This window comes from Methyloversatilis sp., assembly GCF_965284615.1.
Classification (GTDB): domain Bacteria; phylum Pseudomonadota; class Gammaproteobacteria; order Burkholderiales; family Rhodocyclaceae; genus Methyloversatilis.
Window position 1 is genome coordinate 147,231 of the sequence record NZ_OZ260098.1, and the last position, 17,530, is coordinate 164,760.

A 17,530-nucleotide genomic window follows, 5' to 3' on the forward strand; every position below is an offset into this window, starting at 1 on the left:
CGGAATTAACGGAGCCCGGCGCAACGCTCTTGAGCCCGTCATCGGCGCTCTCGATTAAAATCGTGGCTTGCACATTTCCAACGGACGTCTTCTTTCATGGCCGGTCATTCCAAGTGGGCCAACATCCAGCATCGCAAGGGTCGTCAGGACGCCAAGCGGGGCAAGGTGTTCACCAAGCTGATCAAGGAAATCACCGTGGCAGCCCGCATGGGCGGCGGCGACCCCAACTTCAATCCGCGCCTGCGCATGGCGGTTGATAAGGCGAAGGGCGAAAACATGCCCGGCGACAACATCGATCGCGCGGTCAAGCGCGGGACCGGTGAGCTCGACGGCGCAAGCTACGAGGAAATCCGCTACGAAGGGTACGGCATCGGCGGTGCTGCTGTCATGGTCAACTGCCTGACCGACAACCGTACCCGCACCGTAGCCGACGTGCGCCACGCCTTTTCCAAGTATGGCGGCAACCTCGGCACCGACGGCTCGGTGGCCTTCATGTTCAAGCACTGCGGCCAGTTCATCTTCGCGCCCGGCACCTCCGAAGACGCGCTGATGGAAGCGGCACTGGAAGCCGGCGCCGAGGACGTGCTCACCAACGACGACGGCTCGATCGAGGTGCTGAGTCCGCCGGCCGATTTCGTGGCGGTCAAGGACGCGCTGGAAAAGGCCGGCTTCAAGGCCGAGTTCGCCGAAGTGACGATGAAGCCGCTGAACGAAAGCCCGCTGGCCGGCGACGACGCAGTGAAGATGCAGAAACTGCTGGATGTGCTGGACAGTCTGGACGACGTGCAGGAGGTCTACACCACCGCGGTGATGGACGAAGAGTAAAGTCGCCGGGGTCAGGTCGCCAGGGTCTTTCGCCCAGGATGTTTCGCATAGTCACCGGAGAACGCCAATGCTGCTCACCACCACGCCCACGCTTGAAGGCCGGCCCATCCGCCAGTACCACGGCGTGGTGACCGGCGAAGCCATCATCGGCGCCAACATCTTCAAGGACCTGTTCGCCAGCGTCCGCAATGTGGTCGGCGGTCGCGCTGGCGCCTACGAAAGCACGCTCGCCGACGCGCGCGAGGCGGCGGTGCAGGAAATGAGCGAGGCGGCGGCGAAGCTGGGCGCCAACGCGGTGGTCGGCATCGACATCGACTACGAAGTGCTGGGCGCCGACAACGGCATGCTGATGGTGTGCGTGAGCGGTACCGCGGTCAGCGTGTGACGCGCCGCATGATTGACAAACCCGCCTGATTCGCCAGAATGCAGGCAGTTTCCCCTGTTTCATGGCGCCGATTTGTCTCAGCTTGCGGGCGCCCGGGTTCCTCCGGCGGTGTGCTGCCGGATCTCCCTTACAAATTCGGCTAAAGCGAGGGCGAACCCGGTCCTGGCTTTGGTCAACCGGGTTTTTTCATGGCCAACGAAATATCCATTCCTGAAGACAGCGTCGGCATCGTCAGCCCGCTGTGCGCGCGTTTCGACACGCCGCTGACGCTGAAGAGCGGCGCCGTGCTGCCGGGTTTCGAGCTGATGTACGAAACCTATGGCGAACTGAACGCCGCCCGCTCGAACGCGGTGCTGGTCTGCCCTGCTCTGTCCGGTCATCACCACGCAGCCGGCATCCATGCCGACGCGCCGAAGAACACCGGCTGGTGGGACAACCTGATCGGCCCGGGCAAGCCGCTCGATACGCGCAAGTTCTTCGTCATCAGCGTAAACAATCTTGGCGGCTGTCACGGCTCGACCGGCCCGATGAGCACCAATCCGGAAACTGGCAAGCCCTGGGGGGCGGATTTCCCGGTGGTGACGGTCGAGGACTGGGTGGCGGCGCAGTCACTGCTGGCTGATCGCCTCGGCATCGACTGCTGGGCGGCCATCATCGGCGGCAGCCTGGGTGGCATGCAGGCGATGGCGTGGTCCATCCACCTGCCGGCGCGCGTGCGCCATGCGCTGGTGATCGCATCGGCACCCAAGCTGACGGCGCAGAACATCGCCTTCAACGAAGTGGCGCGCCAAGCCATCATCACCGACCCGGATTTCCACGGCGGCCATTTCTACGAACACAACACGCTGCCGCGTCGCGGTCTGCGGCTCGCGCGCATGCTGGGCCACATCACCTATCAGTCGGACGACCTGATGGCCGAGAAATTCGGCCGCCGGCTGCGCGAAGGCGGCCGCAAGTTCAGTTTCGAGGTCGAGTTCGAGGTCGAGTCCTACCTGCGCTACCAGGGCGACAAGTTCGCCGGCAGCTTCGACGCCAACACCTATCTGCTGGCGACCCGCGCGCTCGACTACTTCGACCCGGCGCACGACGCCGGCGGCGATCTGGCGGCCGCTTTCGCGCCGGCCACCGCCGACTACCTGCTGGTGTCCTTCTCGACCGACTGGCGCTTTGCGCCGTCGCGCTCGCGCGAAATCGTCGATGCGCTGATGCGCAAGGGTCGGAACGTGAGCTACGCCGAAATCGAATCGTCGGCCGGCCACGATTCTTTCCTGCTCGACGACCCGCACTACCATTCAGTGCTGCGTGCGTATTTCGACAACATCACGGTGTGAGGCGGGTACTGACATGACTGCACTGGACGGACGCATAGACTACGACGTGATCGCAGGCTGGGTGAGCCCGGGCGCGCGCGTGCTCGACCTCGGCTGCGGCGACGGCGCCCTGCTGCGCCACCTGAAGGACAGCCGCGGCGCCAGCGGCTACGGCGTCGAGATCGACATCGAGCGCGTGATCAGCTGCATGCGCAACGGCATCAACGTGCTGCAGATCGACCTGGAAAAGGGCCTGTACGACTTTGTCAACCAGAGCTTCGATCTGGTCATCATTTCGAACGCGCTGCAGACCCTGCACCGCACCGAAAAGCTGCTGACCGAAATGCTGCGTGTCGGCCGCGAAGCGGTGGTGAGCTTTCCCAACTTCGCCTTCTGGAAGCACCGCATGGCCATCATGGACGGCCACATGCCGGTGTCTGATCGTCTGCCCTACCAGTGGTACGACACGCCCAACGTCCGCTTCTTCACCATCGCCGACTTCGAAGCGCTGTGCGAAAAGCTGGGCATCGAAATCCGCGAGCGGCTGGTGCTCGACGATGCCGGACAGCCGGTAAGCGATGAGCCGAACTTCCTCGGCAGTTTTGCGTTGTACAGGTTGGGAGGGACGAGGGGCTAGGGGCTGTGGATCAGGGGCTAGTGAATTCCGGGCGGCGAAGCCGCCCGCATGCTTTCCCTAGCCCCTAGCCCCTAGCCCCTAGCCCCTAGCCCCTAGCCCCTAGCCCCTAGCCCCTAGCCCCTCCTCCCTGGTCCCTGCCTCTCGCCCGCCCCGCGAGCAGCACCAGCCCCAGCACCGGCACCCCCAGCAGCGCGGTGGCGGTGAAGAAGGCTTCGTAGCCGTGGGCGTCAACATAGACGCCGGAGAAGCCGGCGATGAACTTCGGCAGCAGCAGCATCAGCGAACTGAACAGCGCGTACTGGGTAGCCGAGTAGGCCACGTTCGTCAGCCCCGACAGATAGGCGACGAAAGCCGACGAGGCGATGCCGGCCGACAGGTTGTCGGCGGAGATCGCGAAGATGAGGCCGTTCACGTCGTGGCCGCGGCCGGCCAGCCAGACGAAGAGCAGATTGGTGGCCGACGACAGCGCGGCGCCGAGGAAGAGGGTCTTCATGACGCCGATGCGCGCCGTCAGCACGCCGCCGATCACTGCGCCGACGATGGTCATGCCGACGCCGTACACCTTGGCCACATTGGCCACCTCGTCCTTGGTGTAGCCCATGTCCACGTAGAAGGCGTTGGCCATGATGCCCATCACCACGTCGGAAATGCGGTAGGTGCCGATCAGCGCCAGCAGCAGCACCGCGTGCCAGCGATAGCGGCGGATGAAATCGACGAAGGGCGACACCACGGCGCCGTGCACCCAGGCGGCGGCGGCCAGCAGCGGGCCGTGCAGCCCTTCGCGCGCCAGCCACTCGCGGGTGCGCGCTTCGCGCCGTACGGTATCCGCCGACACCGGCGCGTCCGGCTCACGGATCAGCAAGGTCGTCAGGATGCCGACGCCCATGCTGGCCGCCATGATCAGATAGGCGAAGCGCCAGGGTGCATGTTCGTAGGCGGTATCGGTGGCATCGACCGCGGCGGCCAGCCACAGCACGCCGGCCGAGGCGGCAATCATCGCGATGCGGTAGCCACCCTGGTAGGTGGCCGCCATCGCGCCCTGCAGCCGTTGCTCGACCGCCTCAATGCGGTAGGCGTCGAGCGCGATGTCCTGCGTGGCGGACGCAAAGGCCACCGCCAGTGCGCACCACACCATGCGCTCCAACGCCTGCGCCGGGTCGGTGTTGGCCATGCCGAACAGCGCGCCGGCGATCGCCAGCTGCGACAGCAGCAGCCAGCTGCGCCGACGCCCGAGCAGCCGGGTCAGTCCGGGCAGCGGCAGGCGATCCACCAGCGGCGACCACACCCACTTGAAGCCGTAGGCCAGGCCTATCCAGCTGAAGTAACCGATGGTCGAACGGTCGATGCCGGCCTCGCGCAGCCAGTAGGACAGCGTGCCGAGCACCAGGATGAGGGGCAGACCGGCGGAAAAGCCGAGGAAGAGCATGCCGACGACGCGCGGGTGCGCATACACCTTGAGGCTGTCGAGCCAGCCGGCGGCAGGGGAAGTGGGGATCAAGGGCGGACGGAGTGAGGCGGCAGGTAAGCGGGAAGATACCAGTGCCTGCGCCTTCCGTCCGGTCGGCGACGGGTCGTGATGCGCCGATCAGGCGATCACGCGTATTCGGAGAAGAACAGCCCCATCACGGCGGCCAGCGAACTGCCCGCTTCGGCGCAGGCGCCTTCGAAGGCCTGCGGCTCCAGCCGGGTGATCTGCCAGGCGGCCGGCGAGGCCGAGGCGACGATGCGGGCCGAATCGATCAGTTCCGCGTCGTAGCCGACCGCGTGCCGCGCCAGATGCAGCAGCGACGCTTCGAATTCGTGCGGCGCGCCGTGCGCCGGATCGATCTGGGCGCCGATGGCCACGGCAAAGCTGCGTGGCAGCCGCCATTCCGTCAGCAGGGCTTCGCCCACCGCGGCGTAGTCGCAGCCGACGATTTCGCGTTCCAGATGCTCGATCGGCGCGCCTGATGCACGGCTATCGACCAGCGCCTGTTCCGACTCCTGCGGTGTGTGCATGTACATGACCATGTGGCCAATGTCGGCCAGCATGCCGCCGACGAACAGCCGCTCGGCGTCGAGCAGGCCGCAGCTCTTGGCGGCCGCGCGCGACAGCAGGCCGCGCATCGCCGAGGCCCGCCAGAAGCGGGCGACATCCATGCGCTCCGGGCGCATGCCGGCGAAGACGGCGGTCACCGTCGTCGCCAGCACGATGTCGTGCACCTGCTGCATGCCGAGCACGCTCACCGCGCGCTGCATCGTTTCAATCTTGCCCGGGAAGCCGTAGAAGACGCTGTTGACGACGCGCAGCACGCGCATCGTGATGCCGGGGTCCGCCGCAACGACCTTGGCCAGTTCGATCACCGAGCCATCCGGGTCGTCGATGACCTGCTTCACCCGATGGTAGATGGCAGGCAGCGTGACCAGTTCGGTCGTTCTGCGCGCCAGTTCCTGTGCGGAGTGTGTGGTCATCGGGGGAGCGGGGATACGGTGGCAATGAGCTGAATTCGGCGTCCTGCCGGAAAACTTGAGCGTCTGTCGCTCAGCGGGAGGTCAAGCGGTGCTGCAGCGTGCCGAGCAGCCGCCAGGCGCCCCACAGCCGCAGGCCCCAGCGCCAGACGCGCCGCGGGCGCACGAGCGCGAACCCGACCAGCGCAGCCGCCAGCGCCTCCGGGTGACCGCGCACCCAGGCAGCACCAGCGCGGATCTGATCGCCGACGTTCAGTACCGGGTCGAGCACCGCCGACTGTGCCGCCGCTTCGACGCGCAGCCGACGTGATCGTTCGACCAGCCGCTCGCGCGCAAGGGCCAGACGCAGGCGCCGTTCGTTCATCGGTCCAGCGCGTCGCGGTCGCGCTTCAGTTCGTCAAGCGTGGATGCGAACAGCCGCGTGCCTTCGGCCATGCGCGCGCGGGCGATGACCGCTGCCACGACGCCCAGCGTGATGAACAGCGTCGAAAACAGCGTCAGCACCAGCAGGCGATGGCTGTCCCACAGCAGCACGGTCAGCAAGACCGCCAGAAAGGCGATGCCGAAGGTGAGGAAGGCGATGGCCAGCGCACCATAGACCAGCAGTTCGGTCAGACGCAGGGCTTCGTCGCGCGCTTCGACGGTGATCAGCTCCAGCCTGACGTGAACGATCTCGATCAGGCTGGAAACGAATCCCTTCAGCGATACGGCGAGGCGCTCAGGCCGGGGCGATGCGGCCATCGCGAGCTCAGCGGCGGCCGATCAGCAGACCGACCAGCAGACCTACGCCAGCGGCGACGCCGATCGACTTCCACGGGTGTTCATGCACGTAGTCGTCGGTGGCGCGGGCCACTTCGCGCGACTTTTCCTTCAGCGCCGCTTCCGCATCGGCCAGTTTGTGACGGGCGGAGGTGAGATTTTCCTGCATGCGCACGCGCAGTTCGCCCACCTTCTCGCCGGCCTGGTTGGCGGTCACACGCAGCAGTTCTTCGGCGTCGGAGATGACCACCTTCAGGTCTGCAACCAGCTTTTCCTTGGTGACGGTGTTCTGATCGATCAGTTCGGACATTGCTCTTCTCCTTTGCGAGTGAAGTCATTTCGGGGCAGACCCCGAAGTTAGCCGTTCAGGTTGCAGGCCGCAACGCAACAGTGTCGTCGGTCGGGCGCTTCCACTGTAGGCGACGGGCTACACCGAGCACGCCCAGACCGGCCAGCAGCATCGCCCAGCTCTCCGCCTCCGGAACCAGGGCCGCGGCAAGAAACGCGGTCGCCACGGCCTGATGACCGGCTGTCGTGATGTGGACATCGTCCCAGAACAGATAGCCTGCCGGATTGGCCGGGCAGCCGGCCAGTGTCTGGCAGGGTGTATCTATATTGGTGAAGCCGTACTGACCGGGATCAAGTGCCACTGCATTGAGCAGGCCCGATACGTCAACCGTGCGGAAGCGGGCATCCGCCAGATTCAGGTCGAGCTGCTCGAGCATCAGCGCGAGCGCGGCGTTGTGGGCGGCCGACACCGAACTGGCCAGACCGGCCGCCAGCGGACCTTCCTCGACGAAGGAGGGCGTCAGGCCGAGGTCGGGCATGTTGGGAATCAGGAAATCACGTGCGCCCGCCGCGTACAGCGAGGTGATCGCCGTCTGCAGATTGCCCACCGCATTGCCCACGGTGGCGGGCGTGGTCAGCGAGGCGGGCAGAAAATAGTCGTTCGGGCCACCCCAGATGAAGTAGAGCTTGTCGGCGCCACCGCCGCCGCCGGCCACGTAGTCACCCACCTGGGCGTTGATGCCGGTGCCGTTCAGCCAGCCCGGCGACTGCTGCAGCAGGCTCGCCAGCAGCGCGCCCTGGCTGGTGTCCTCGACATAGTTGTCGGAGCCGCCGCCGACCGGCGTGCCGGTGCGCGCGCCGCCCACCGCGTGGTTGTCCAGCGGAAGGTTCAGCCAGGCGGCCAGATACTCGACCGCCACCGGGCCGTTGGAAAAACGCCCTGGCGCGTAACCGAAAGCTGCGGACGGGAACAGACCCGATGTCAGCGTCTGGAAGTTGCCGGTGTCCGACAGGCTGTCGCCGAACACGACCAGTTCGTTCCAGTCAGCCGCGACCGGCAGCGAAAGACCCAGAGCGGCGGCGAGAGCGAGACTGCGCAGAGCTTTCATGACGGTCCTTTCGGCGGTCGGGACGATGACTTCGGGATTCACACGATATCGACATCGTAGTTGACAATGAGCGGAGCATGATCGCTGAAGCGTACGTCCTTGTAGACGCTTGCGGCGCGGGCCTTTGCCGCGATGCCCGGCGTGGCGATCTGGTAGTCGATGCGCCAGCCCACATTCTTTGCGCGGGCCTGGCCGCGATTGCTCCACCAGGTGTAGCAGTCGTCGGTGGCGTCCGGGTGCAGCGTGCGATAGACGTCCACCCAGCCGCCCGCGCCCAGCAGCGCGGTCATCCAGGCGCGCTCTTCCGGCAGGAAGCCCGAGTTCTTCAGATTGCCCTTCCAGTTCTTCAGGTCGATTTCCTGGTGCGCGATATTCCAGTCGCCGCACACCACGATCTCGCGCCCGCTTGACCGAAGCGCGGCCAGGTGCGGCTGGAAGCGGTCGAGGAAGCGGAACTTGGCCTCCTGCCGCTCGGGCGCGCTGGAGCCGGACGGCAGGTAGAGAGAAATCACCGTCACATCGCCGAAGTCGGCCTCGACGTAGCGCCCCTCGTTGTCGAACTCTTCGACACCGAAACCGGTGATCACCCGCGACGGCTGTCGCCGCGCGTACAGGCCGACGCCGCTGTAGCCCTTCTTCGTGGCGTAATGGAAGTGGCCGTCGCTGCCGCCCATCGCCACCGGTGCGCGCATCGACGCGTCGAGGTCGGCTTCCTGCGCCTTCAGTTCCTGCACGCACAGCACGTCCGGCGACGTGCCGGCGACCCAGTCCCACACACCCTTAGTGGTGGCCGAGCGGATACCGTTGAGGTTGAGCGACACGATACGTAACATGGCCGGTTTGTCCGTTCTGATTGGAAAAGCCCGTGGATTCTAGACGTGAATTCGTGAAGTTCGCCGTCGATACCGGCGTGCTGCGCTTCGGCAGCTTCACCACCAAGGCGGGGCGCGAATCCCCCTACTTCTTCAACGCCGGGCTGTTCAACAGCGGCGCTTCGGTGCTCAAGCTTTGCAGCTTCTATGCCGATACGATCTTGAGTCGTGCGCCGCAGTTCGACATGCTGTTCGGACCGGCCTACAAGGGCATCGTTCTGGCCGCCGGTACCGCGATGCAGATCGCGCAGCACGGTCGCGACCTGCCCTTTGCGTTCAACCGCAAGGAAGCGAAGGACCACGGCGAGGGCGGCACGCTGATTGGCGCGCCGCTGAAGGGCCGGGTGCTCATCATTGACGACGTGATCAGCGCCGGCACTTCGGTGCGCGAGTCGGTCGAGCTGATCCGCGCAGCCGGCGCCGAACCGGCAGGTGTGGCGATTGCCCTCGACCGCATGGAGCGGGGCACCGGACAATTGTCAGCGGTTCAGGAAGTGGAACGTTCATACGGCATGCCCGTGGTTGCCTGCGCCACGCTCGACGATCTGGTCGGCTATCTGCAGGAAAGCCCGGGCATGCAGGGCAATCTCGATGCGGTGCGTGCCTACCGCGCGAAATACGGAGTGAATGGCTGAAGATGAAACCCGGGAATCTGCGTCACCTCGCGCCGGGCCTGCTTGCGCTGGCCCTGCTGCACGTGCCGGCGAGCGAGGCGCGCGTCTATTGCTGCAAGGACGCGCGCGGCCAGCAGGTGTGCGGTGACGTGCTCCCGGCCGCCTGTGCCGACCGTGGCTACCGCGAGCTGAACAGCCAGGGCGCGACGGTCAAGCAGGTCGAGGCGCCGATGACGGACGCCCAGCGGGCCAAGCGTGACGCCGATGCGAAGAAGGCGCGCGACGAGGAAATGGTGCGCCAGGAGCAGCGACGTCGCGACACCACACTGCTCAACACCTACACCAGCGAACGCGAGATCGACGCCGCGCGCGACCGGCGTATCGCCGACATCGAAGAACTGCTGTCCCGTCTGCGCGAGCAGCAGCAGACGCTGAGCGAGCGCCACAAGAAGCTGGAGAAGGACGCCGCGGCATTCACCACCAAGGGCAAGCGCGTGCCGTCCGGAATCAAGGACAGGCTGGACACCAACGGCGAGGACCTGCGGCAGATCGGCGAGAACATCGCGCAGAAGGAGCGCGATCTGGTCGATACCCGCAAGCGCTTCGAGGAAGACCGCGCGCGCTTCCGCGAGATCGCCGGCAACCGCTGAGCACCCGGCTCAGTTGGCCGGTGCGTCGAGGGCGCGCCGGAACTGCACCGCCTCGGCGACCTCGTTCGCCGCAATCACATCCCGTCCGTTCAGATCGGCAATCGTCCGCGCCACCTTCAGGCAGCGGTGATAGGCGCGCGCCGACAGCCTGAGCCGGTTCATCGCCTGCGCCAGCAAGGCGCGCGCTGCGTCGTCCAGCGGGCAATGGCGGTCGATGTCCGCTGCCTCCAGCCGCTGGTTCGGTTTGCCTTGACGTCGCTGCTGCAGCGCCCGCGCCGCACACACCCGCTGCCTTACTTCGGCGCTGGCCTCGCCGGACCCGGCGCGCAGTTCTTGCTCGGTCAGCGGTGGTACGACGACCGTAAGGTCGATGCGGTCGAGCAGCGGCCCGGACAGGCGGCCGCGATAGCGTGCGATCTGGTCCGGTGTGCAGCGACAGCGCGCTGACGGGTGACCGAGATAGCCGCAGGGGCAGGGATTCATCGCCGCGATCAGCTGAAAGCGGGCCGGAAACTCGGCCCGGTGGGCGGCGCGGGAAATGGTCACGTGACCGGTTTCCAGCGGCTCGCGCAGCGCCTCCAGCACGCGGCGGTCGAATTCGGGCAGTTCGTCGAGGAACAGCACGCCGTTGTGCGCCAGCGATATTTCACCCGGCCGCGGGATGGCGCCGCCACCGACCAGTGCAGCCGCACTGGCCGAGTGATGGGGCGCACGGAAGGGGCGGCGGCCGAGCGCAGTTGGGTCGAACAGACCGGCGCCGGACAGCACTGCCGCGGTTTCGAGCGCCTCGGCTTCGTCCATGTCCGGCAGCAGGCCGGTGAAGCGAGCGGCCAGCATTGACTTGCCGGTGCCCGGCGGCCCCGACATCAGCAGCGAATGATTGCCGGCGGCGGCGATCTCCAGTGCGCGGCGGGCGCCGAGCTGCCCGCGCACGTCGGCCAGATCCGCGCAGGCCGCCCGCTCCGGCACGCCGGCCGGTACTGCGCGCGGCAGCGCCGACTGCCCGCACAGATGCGCGCATACATCGAGCAGCGAGGTCGCGGCGCGCACGTCGATGCCGCCAGCGATCACCGCTTCCGGCGCCGACGCGGCGGGTAGCACGAAGGTGCGGCCGGCGGCACGGGCGCCGAGCGCCATCGGCAGTGCGCCGCGCACCGGTCGCAGCGCGCCGGTCAGCGACAGTTCGCCGGCGAATTCGATGCCGTCGATGTCCTTCGCGTCGAGCGCGCCAGCGGCGATCAGGATGCCCAGCGCGATCGGCAGATCGAAGCGACCGGATTCCTTCGGCAGGTCGGCCGGAGCAAGATTGACGGTGATGCGCCGGGCCGGAAAGTCGAAGCCGGAACTGAGGATGGCCGCCCGCACCCGGTCGCGCGCCTCGCGCACTTCGACGTCCGGCAGACCGACCAGCGAGAAGGCGGGCAGGCCGTTCGACACATGGACTTCGACCGCAACCTCCGGCGCCAGCATGCCGGCAAGCGCACGGCTGCGCAGGATGGCGAGAGACATCTGTATGTCATTAAATGAGACGCCGCGAAGTCTAACTGTAAATCTGAATGGCATGGGGTGTGTGCGGCGAGGGCGGCTGCGGCGGCCGACCGTGATACTGGATCGGGCGCAATCGCTGTGGTCCTCGAGCTTCGATACAGGCAGTTGTCGGGGTCAGAAGACCCCTCCCACAGAACCCCGGCTCCGGCTTGGTCCGCCGGTCAGGCGCAACCCCTGTGGGAGCGCCCTTGGCCGTGACGCAGCCGCTGCGCACCGCAGGCTTGGGCACAGGCAGCTGTCGGGGTCAGAAGACCCCCCCACAGCACTCCGCCGCCGGCTCGGGGCGAGGGCAGGCCGGCAGCCGCGCTCCGCGCCTTACTCGTGGTGTTCGCTGCGCCGTCCGATGGGCAGTCCGAGCTGCTTGAGCTTGCGGTACAGATGGGTGCGCTCCAGCCCGGAGCGTTCGGCCAGGCGGGTCATGTTGCCGCCCTCGCGTTCCATGTGGTGCTCGAAGTACATGCGCTCGAACGCCTCGCGTGCCTCGCGCAGCGGCTGGTCCAGACCAGGCAGCACCGGTGTGCCGGCCGGGCGCAGCAGCGCGCGCAGTGAAGCGGCGTCGAGTTCGTCGTCGAGCGCGGCCAGCGCCGCCGAGCGCAGCACCGATACCAGTTCTCCGTAGCCGCCGGGCCAGCCGTGCTGGCGCAGCAACGGACGCGCCGACTCGGCCAGGCGACGCGTCGGCACCTCGCCTGCCTCGACCAGGTGCTTCAGCACGTCCTCGGCCAGATCGGCGATTTCGTCGCGCAGCTCGGCCAGCGCCGGCAGCGGCAGCACGATCTCGAACAGACGCGCCAGCACGGCTTCCTCCCAGCCTGCCGCCTGCAGTTCCGGCGCACCCTGCGCACAGCAGGCGATCAGCCGGGCGTCCAGGCGGTCGAGCCGCTCCAGCGCGAAAGCGAGGTTCTTCTGCTGCATGCGCGACAGGTGAGCGATGTCGCCGGTGTGGATGACGCCGCCGCGCGCGGCATCGAGCTGTTCCTGCGTGATCGGTCCACTGATGGTCGCCAGTTCCAGCCAGCGTCGGCCGGGCGCGGCCAGCGTCCGCGCCGCCAGTTCGCCGAAGCTGGACGGACCACAGCGCAGCAGGACGACGCGCGAGCGGGCGGCCATCTGCTCTATCTTGCGCCGCAGGTCGCGCAGCACGCCACTGCGTCCTACCGCGCTCAGAGACGGTGCGCTCGGCCGCTGCTCTGGCGAGGCGCCGCGCGCCAGCGCGCGCTTGACCGCGCTCAGCAGCTTGGCCAGCGCGATCGGCTTCTCGAGGAAGTCCATCGCGCCGATGCGCGTCGCCTCGACCGCCGAATCGATGGTGCCGTGGCCAGACATCATGATGACCGGCATCGTCAGCTGTCCGCCCGAAGCCCATTCCTTCAGCAGCGAAATGCCGTCGGTGTCGGGCATCCAGATGTCGAGCAGCACCAGATCGGGCCGTTGCGCCGTGCGCGCCGCGCGCGCCGCCGCTGCATTCTCGGCGAGCGTCACGTCGTGCCCTTCGTCCCGGAGGATTTCCGACAGCAGTTCGCGGATCCCCATTTCGTCATCTACGACCAGTATGCGAGCCATTCTTCCCTGATTCCTTCATGCCGCCAGTGGCAGCGAGATGCGGATTTCCGCGCCATGCGGCGCGACGTTCTCTATTTCTATGCGTCCTTCGTGCTCATCGACGATCTTCTTGACGATGGCCAGTCCGAGCCCGGTGCCACGCGCCTTGGATGTGACATAGGGCTCGAAGGCGCGCGCCAGCACCTGCGGCGGAAAGCCGCTGCCGTTGTCGCGCACCGCCAGTTCCGCTCGCCCCCCCCGGCGCCGCGTCTGGATCTGTATGCAGGGTGCGTCGGCCTCGGCCAGCGCGTCCTGCGCGTTCTGCAGCAGATTGTGGATCACTTGCCGCAGCTGTCCGACATCGCCGGCCACGTCGGGCAGGTCCGGCGACAGCTGGCGCTCGATGCGGGCGGCCGACGTTTCGTACAGGCCGAGCACTTCGTTGACCAGCCGGTTCAGGTCGAGCGGCGCCAGCGCCGGCGCGGGCAGCCGCGCGTAGTCGCGGAAGGCGTTCACCATGTTCTTCATCGCCTCGACCTGATCGACAATGGTCGAGGTGGCGCGCGCCAGCATCTTCTGGCCGTCCGCGTCGAGCTTGTCCGACAGCTTGAACTGCAGCCGCTCGGCCGACAGCTGTATCGGCGTCAGCGGGTTCTTGATTTCGTGCGCCAGCCGCCGCGCGACCTCGCCCCAGGCGGCGCTGCGCTGCGCCGAAATGAGCTGCGTGATGTCGTCGAACACGACGACGAAGCCGCCGCCGCCGGCCGCCGGCAGCTGCGAGCCGCGGATCAGCAGCGTCTTGCCCGGACCGAAGGGGTCGGGGATGTCGATCTGCCGGCTCCACGATTCCTGCGCCTCGTCGATCGCGGCGACGATGGTGTCGCGCAGTTCGGCGTGCCGCGGCCACTGCGCCAGCGTCAGCGTTTCCCACCCCTCCAGCGTGTCGCCGAGGATGGCCATCGCGCCCTGGTTGGCGGCGCGCAGCTTGGTTGACGGACTGAAGGCCAGCACGCCGGTTGACAGGTTGCCGAGCACGCCTTCGAGATAGGTGCGCGCCGCTTCGGTTTCGGCGCGGCTGCGCTCGGCCTGGGCGCGCGCCTCGTTCAGCTGTTCCGTCATGCGGCGGAAGGACTGGGTCAGAGTGCCCAGTTCGTCGCGCGAGGCGACCGCCGGGATCGGGCTGAAGTCGCCCTGCATCACCGCGTCGGTGCCACGCGCCAGGATGGACAGCGGCGCCGACATGCGCCGGCTGATGACGAAGGCCACCGCCAGCGCCGACAGCAGCGCGAGCAGCAGTGCCAGCGTCAGGGTCAGCGCGAAGATGCGTTTCAGCCCCGCGCGCGCCAGCGATAGCTCTTCGTAGTCGCGGTAGGCGCTCTGCACCGCTTCGGCGTTCTGCGCCAGCGAAGCCGGCAGCGGTTGCGTCAGTTGCAACACCGGGGCATCGGAGGCCAGCGTGCCGCTGCCGACGAACACCAGTGCGCGCACCGTCAGTCCGGCGTCAACGTCGCTCTCGACCGCGGCGAAACCGGCGCCCTGACGCGCCTGCCTCAGTTGCGACGGCGACGGCAGCGGCGGCACCAGCCGGGTGGCCGCCGAGCTGGTCGACAGCACGCGGCCGGCGGACGAGAACAGCGTCGCGCTGGCGGCGCCCGACTGTTCACGCAGCTCGTCCAGCCGTGCGCTGCGCCGGATCAGCGGTGTGTCGCCCAGTTCGCGCGCCATCGCGCGGGCCTTTTCCAGCAGGTCGGCGGAGACATAGTCCAGCGTGTTGCGGCCGAGGTTGAGGCCGCCTTCGAGCGCCTGTTCGATGCGCACGTTGAACCAGGAATCGACCGAGCGCGACACGAAGTTCACCGACAGCACGTAGATCAGCGCGCCCGGCGCCACGGCGAGCGCGGCGAAGGCGGCGAACAGCCGCAGCTTCAGACGGGAGCCGAACACGGCGGCGCGGTGCTCGCGCAGCAGCTGCGTCACCAGCCAGGCGACCAGCGCCAGCAGGCCGACCGCGACCGTGATGTTCATGCCGAGCAGCAGCGGGTAATTGCGCGCGAACAGCTCGGTGTTTTCGCTGGCCAGCGACAGCAGCAGCAGCAGCACGCCACTGATCGCCGTGGTGGCGACGATGAAGGCTCTCATCGCGCCTCCTGCGGCTGTGCGGTGAAGCCCCAGCGTTGCCATTCGGATTCCAGCGTCCAGTCGCGGTTGCTCATCGCGCTGAGCTGGAAGGGCTTTGGCAGCTGCGTCACGTCGAGGCGCAGGCGCAGCGCGGCGACATAGCTTTCGCCCGGCGTGAGGCGGCTGTAGTTGACCACGTGCCAGTTGCGCAGACGGCCGATCAGTTTCAGTGCCTCGTCCAGCGTGTCGAAGCTCTGATGCAGCGCGCCGGTCGATACGCGGTATTGACGCGTCAGCGCGTGGTAGCTGACGCGATAGGTCTGGCTGCGTTCGACCACGTCTTCGTCGAGCCAGTACCAGCGCGGGCGGCTGATCTCGAACTCGAGCACGAAGTACAGCGCGACGCCGCGCGTGACCGCTTCGGCCAGCCGCGGCGACAGCGTGACCGCAATGTCCGTCGATAGCTGGTAGCCGTCGTCGCCGTGATCGAGGCGCACGTCGCGCATCGTGACGCCGGCGGCCGACGCGTGGCCGGCCAGCGTCGCGATCAGCAACGCCAGCAGCAGCGCGCGTGCGCGCTCAGCCAGCGTGCGTAGACTTCTGCAGCAGTGCGTAATAGAAGCCGTCATGCTCGGCGGTCGGCAGCAGTTGCAGATCGGGCGCACCACATGGGCTCAGACGTAGGCAGTCGGGATGGCGGGCGGTGAAGGCGGTCACCTGATCCTGATTTTCGGCGCGGAACACCGAACAGGTGGCGTAGAGCAATTTACCACCCGGAGCGAGCACGCGCCAAAGCGCATCCAGTATCGCGCGTTGCTGGGCGGCGAAGCCCGCGATGTCCTGCGGACGGCGCAGCCATTTCGCGTCCGGGTGGCGACGCACGACGCCGGAGGCGCTGCACGGCACGTCGGCCAGGATGCGGTCGAACGCCGTGCCGTCCCACCAGTCGTCCGGCCGAGCGGCGTCGCCGACCGCGATCCGGCCGCGCAGACCCAGTCGCTCGAAGTTTTCGGCGATGCGTCGGGTACGCGCTTCGCTCTGGTCGAGCGCCAGCAGATCGAGTTCGGCCCGTTCGAGCAGGTGCGACGCCTTGCCGCCGGGTGCGGCGCAGGCGTCGAGCACACGCTGGCCCGCAGCGACATCGAGCAGTGCGGCCGCGCGCTGGGCGCCAAGGTCCTGCACCGACAGCTCGCCGTCGGCGAAGCCGGGCAGGCGCGACACCGGACAGGGCTTGTCGAGCAGCAGGCCGTCTTCGCCGCGGATCTGCGCCACGATGCCGGCCGCCTGCAACTGCGCCAGCGCCTGTTGTGGCGTCGTGCGGCGGCGGTTCGCGCGCAGCGCCATCGGCGGGTGGACATTGCCCTGCGCGGCGATGTCCTGCCAGTGATCGGGATGGTCGTGACGCAGCATGTCCAGCCACCACTGCGGGTGCTGCAGCCGGGCGGCCGGGTCGGCAGCAACCGCCGCATCGAGTTCGGCGTGACGGCGCTGCGCGTTGCGCAGCACCGCATTCATCAGCCCGCCGAAGCGATCGCCGCCAAGTGCGCGCGCGGCCTCTACCGCCTGGTTCACCGTGGTGTGCGCCGTGTCGGGCCGCGCTTCGAGCCGGCACAGCGCGACCAGCAGCAATGCGCAGCGGTCGGTTTCGCGCAGCGGCTTCGGCACCAGCACGGCCAGCCGGCGTTCGATGCCGGCGTGCGCACGCAGGCACTGGTAGGCCAGGTCGCGCACGGCGGCGCCGTTGGCCGACTGCGCAGCGACGTGGCCGAAAGCGTCGTCGAGCGCCTCACCCTGCAGCACGCCGGCGACGGCGTGTGCGGCGTCGAGCAGCGACGCGGCGAGCGAATCAGCAGGAAGCGTCCTGGGGGGGCGGGAAGTGGAATTCAATCTTGGATGCGGAGGATGGCCGGGCGCGGGAGCGCGATTGTAAGCGCAGCATTCAGCCTGCCCACGCGTGCGCCTTCAATGCATCGAGCGGCGCGTGCCGCAGGGCCGACTCGTGCGTGGCAACCAGGACCACCTGCGGTGCCTGGCCCGCCTCGAATGCCTCGCGCCAGCGCATCGCGCACAGGCACCAGCGGTCGCCGGCGCGCAGACCGGGGAAGTCGTACTCGGGACGCGGCGTCGAACAGGTCGTTGCCGCGCGAGCGTGAGAAGTCGAGGAAGGCGTCGGTCATGACGGCGCATACGGTGTGCGAGCCGAAGTCGTTCTCGTCGGTGTTGCAGCAGCCGTCGCGGAAGAAACCGGTGATCGGCTTGAACGAACAGGGCTCCAGCGGACCTCCGAGTACGTTGCGCGCGCCGCCGCCGCCGTTCCAGCCTCGATCCATGTCGGGATCTCCACGTTGTGCCGATGAAAAACGAAACCCGCAGCGCGCGCCGCGAAAGCTGCGCACGCTGCGGGCATGATGCCGCAATGGCGGGG

At 67.6% G+C, this 17,530-nt stretch carries 19 protein-coding genes and 1 pseudogene; 7 read left to right on the forward strand and 13 right to left on the reverse strand.

Annotated elements, in window-relative coordinates; genetic code table 11:
• Nucleotides 1–96: 96 nt before the first annotated feature.
• The 4 genes from ACQ66H_RS00690 (at nt 97) to metW (ending at nt 3,157) form a co-directional block, all read left to right on the forward strand.
• Nucleotides 97–825, forward strand: coding sequence for a YebC/PmpR family DNA-binding transcriptional regulator (locus ACQ66H_RS00690; RefSeq protein ID WP_430432389.1), 729 nt, complete (start codon nt 97–99; stop codon nt 823–825).
• A gap of 67 nt (nt 826–892) precedes the next feature.
• Nucleotides 893–1,210: a heavy metal-binding domain-containing protein gene (locus ACQ66H_RS00695; protein ID WP_430432390.1), complete on the forward strand. Its 318-nt coding sequence runs from the start codon at nt 893–895 to the stop codon at nt 1,208–1,210.
• Nucleotides 1,211–1,398: 188 nt separating this feature from the next.
• Nucleotides 1,399–2,541 (forward strand): homoserine O-succinyltransferase MetX, encoded by a 1,143-nt coding sequence (gene metX / locus ACQ66H_RS00700; protein WP_430432391.1) that lies wholly within the window; start codon nt 1,399–1,401, stop codon nt 2,539–2,541.
• A gap of 13 nt (nt 2,542–2,554) precedes the next feature.
• Nucleotides 2,555–3,157, forward strand: a complete 603-nt coding sequence (gene metW, locus ACQ66H_RS00705; RefSeq protein WP_430432392.1) for a methionine biosynthesis protein MetW — start codon at nt 2,555–2,557, stop codon at nt 3,155–3,157.
• A 106-nt stretch (nt 3,158–3,263) separates the two neighbouring features.
• Here metW and ACQ66H_RS00710 read toward each other — a convergent pair whose 3' ends face one another.
• From ACQ66H_RS00710 to ACQ66H_RS00740, 7 genes are all read right to left on the reverse strand, one after another.
• Nucleotides 3,264–4,655, reverse strand: a complete 1,392-nt coding sequence (locus ACQ66H_RS00710) for an AmpG family muropeptide MFS transporter (RefSeq protein WP_430432393.1) — start codon at nt 4,653–4,655, stop codon at nt 3,264–3,266.
• A 95-nt stretch (nt 4,656–4,750) separates the two neighbouring features.
• Nucleotides 4,751–5,608: an HDOD domain-containing protein gene (locus tag ACQ66H_RS00715; protein ID WP_430432394.1), complete on the reverse strand. Its 858-nt coding sequence runs from the start codon at nt 5,606–5,608 to the stop codon at nt 4,751–4,753.
• A gap of 70 nt (nt 5,609–5,678) precedes the next feature.
• A complete protein-coding gene (locus ACQ66H_RS00720) occupies nt 5,679–5,969 on the reverse strand; it encodes a YqjK family protein (protein WP_430432395.1) in 291 nt (96 codons plus the stop codon).
• A complete protein-coding gene (locus ACQ66H_RS00725) occupies nt 5,966–6,346 on the reverse strand; it encodes a phage holin family protein (RefSeq protein ID WP_304006147.1) in 381 nt (126 codons plus the stop codon). The genes ACQ66H_RS00720 and ACQ66H_RS00725 overlap by 4 nt, the downstream gene beginning before the upstream one ends.
• A 7-nt stretch (nt 6,347–6,353) precedes the next feature.
• Nucleotides 6,354–6,674, reverse strand: coding sequence for a DUF883 family protein (locus tag ACQ66H_RS00730; protein ID WP_019915939.1), 321 nt, complete (start codon nt 6,672–6,674; stop codon nt 6,354–6,356).
• Between the two features lie 55 nt (nt 6,675–6,729).
• Entirely contained in the window at nt 6,730–7,761 is a 1,032-nt protein-coding gene (locus tag ACQ66H_RS00735) for an SGNH/GDSL hydrolase family protein (protein ID WP_430432396.1), read from the reverse strand.
• A 38-nt stretch (nt 7,762–7,799) separates the two neighbouring features.
• Nucleotides 7,800–8,594, reverse strand: coding sequence for an exodeoxyribonuclease III (locus ACQ66H_RS00740; protein ID WP_430432397.1), 795 nt, complete (start codon nt 8,592–8,594; stop codon nt 7,800–7,802).
• 53 nt (nt 8,595–8,647) lie between these two features.
• Here ACQ66H_RS00740 and pyrE point away from each other — a divergent pair, with 53 nt between their 5' ends.
• Nucleotides 8,648–9,268, forward strand: coding sequence for an orotate phosphoribosyltransferase (gene pyrE, locus ACQ66H_RS00745; RefSeq protein WP_430435579.1), 621 nt, complete (start codon nt 8,648–8,650; stop codon nt 9,266–9,268).
• A gap of 2 nt (nt 9,269–9,270) precedes the next feature.
• Nucleotides 9,271–9,897: a hypothetical protein gene (locus tag ACQ66H_RS00750; protein ID WP_430432398.1), complete on the forward strand. Its 627-nt coding sequence runs from the start codon at nt 9,271–9,273 to the stop codon at nt 9,895–9,897.
• A 9-nt stretch (nt 9,898–9,906) separates the two neighbouring features.
• On the opposite strand, the gene ACQ66H_RS00755 is transcribed toward ACQ66H_RS00750, so the two are convergent.
• The 6 genes and pseudogenes from ACQ66H_RS00755 to ACQ66H_RS00780 all read right to left on the reverse strand — a co-directional run bounded on the left by ACQ66H_RS00755 (nt 9,907) and on the right by ACQ66H_RS00780 (nt 17,381).
• On the reverse strand, nt 9,907–11,406 hold the full coding sequence (locus ACQ66H_RS00755; RefSeq protein ID WP_430432399.1) for a YifB family Mg chelatase-like AAA ATPase: 1,500 nt from the start codon (nt 11,404–11,406) through the stop codon (nt 9,907–9,909).
• 354 nt (nt 11,407–11,760) lie between these two features.
• The gene (locus tag ACQ66H_RS00760) at nt 11,761–13,008 is read right to left on the reverse strand and encodes a sigma-54-dependent transcriptional regulator (protein WP_430432400.1); all 1,248 of its coding nucleotides are present in this window, start codon (nt 13,006–13,008) and stop codon (nt 11,761–11,763) included.
• Between the two features lie 15 nt (nt 13,009–13,023).
• On the reverse strand, nt 13,024–15,126 hold the full coding sequence (locus tag ACQ66H_RS00765; protein ID WP_430432401.1) for an ATP-binding protein: 2,103 nt from the start codon (nt 15,124–15,126) through the stop codon (nt 13,024–13,026).
• Entirely contained in the window at nt 15,123–15,734 is a 612-nt protein-coding gene (locus tag ACQ66H_RS00770) for a DUF4390 domain-containing protein (protein WP_430432402.1), read from the reverse strand. Before ACQ66H_RS00770 ends, ACQ66H_RS00765 begins: the two co-directional genes overlap by 4 nt.
• Nucleotides 15,685–16,905, reverse strand: coding sequence for a 16S rRNA (cytosine(967)-C(5))-methyltransferase RsmB (rsmB, locus tag ACQ66H_RS00775; RefSeq protein WP_430435580.1), 1,221 nt, complete (start codon nt 16,903–16,905; stop codon nt 15,685–15,687). The genes ACQ66H_RS00770 and rsmB overlap by 50 nt, the downstream gene beginning before the upstream one ends.
• Nucleotides 16,906–17,044: 139 nt before the next feature.
• Nucleotides 17,045–17,381, reverse strand: a pseudogene (locus tag ACQ66H_RS00780) (DUF2237 family protein).
• Here ACQ66H_RS00780 and ACQ66H_RS00785 point away from each other — a divergent pair.
• A complete protein-coding gene (locus ACQ66H_RS00785; RefSeq protein ID WP_430435673.1) occupies nt 17,281–17,514 on the forward strand; it encodes a hypothetical protein in 234 nt (77 codons plus the stop codon). The pseudogene ACQ66H_RS00780 and the gene ACQ66H_RS00785 overlap by 101 nt on opposite strands.
• Nucleotides 17,515–17,530: the final 16 nt, after the last annotated feature.